Genomic DNA, 301 nt, shown 5'->3' with positions numbered 1-301 from the left:
ATGGCATTTGTGAACGTTTTCACAGGACGATACAGGACGAGTTTTATGCCATAGCTTTTAGAAAGAAAATTTACAGAAGTATTGAAGAACTGCAATTAGACTTAAACAGTTGGTTGTCCTATTACAACAATGAATGAACGCATACTGGAATACATTGTTATGGTAAAACACCACTGCAGACGTTTTTGGATAGTAAACCTATTGCAAAAGAGAAATTATTGGAAACTCTTGCAGTGGAACAAAAAATCCTTACTTTTGGAAGTAAGGATAATATTGAATAACTGATAATTATTTTAACACT

The 301-nt window shown here is 32.6% G+C and carries 1 pseudogene; it reads left to right on the top strand.

What is annotated here, in order from left to right:
- Positions 1-281 (top strand): annotated as a pseudogene (locus GNY06_RS13875) (integrase core domain-containing protein); the annotation flags it as partial.
- Between the last annotated feature and the right edge of the window lie 20 nt (positions 282-301).

Source organism: Elizabethkingia argenteiflava, from assembly GCF_009904105.1.
Classification (GTDB): Bacteria; Bacteroidota; Bacteroidia; order Flavobacteriales; family Weeksellaceae; genus Elizabethkingia; species Elizabethkingia argenteiflava.
The sequence above is the reverse complement of the archived record's forward strand: the minus strand, read 5'-3'. Positions and strand labels throughout refer to the sequence as shown.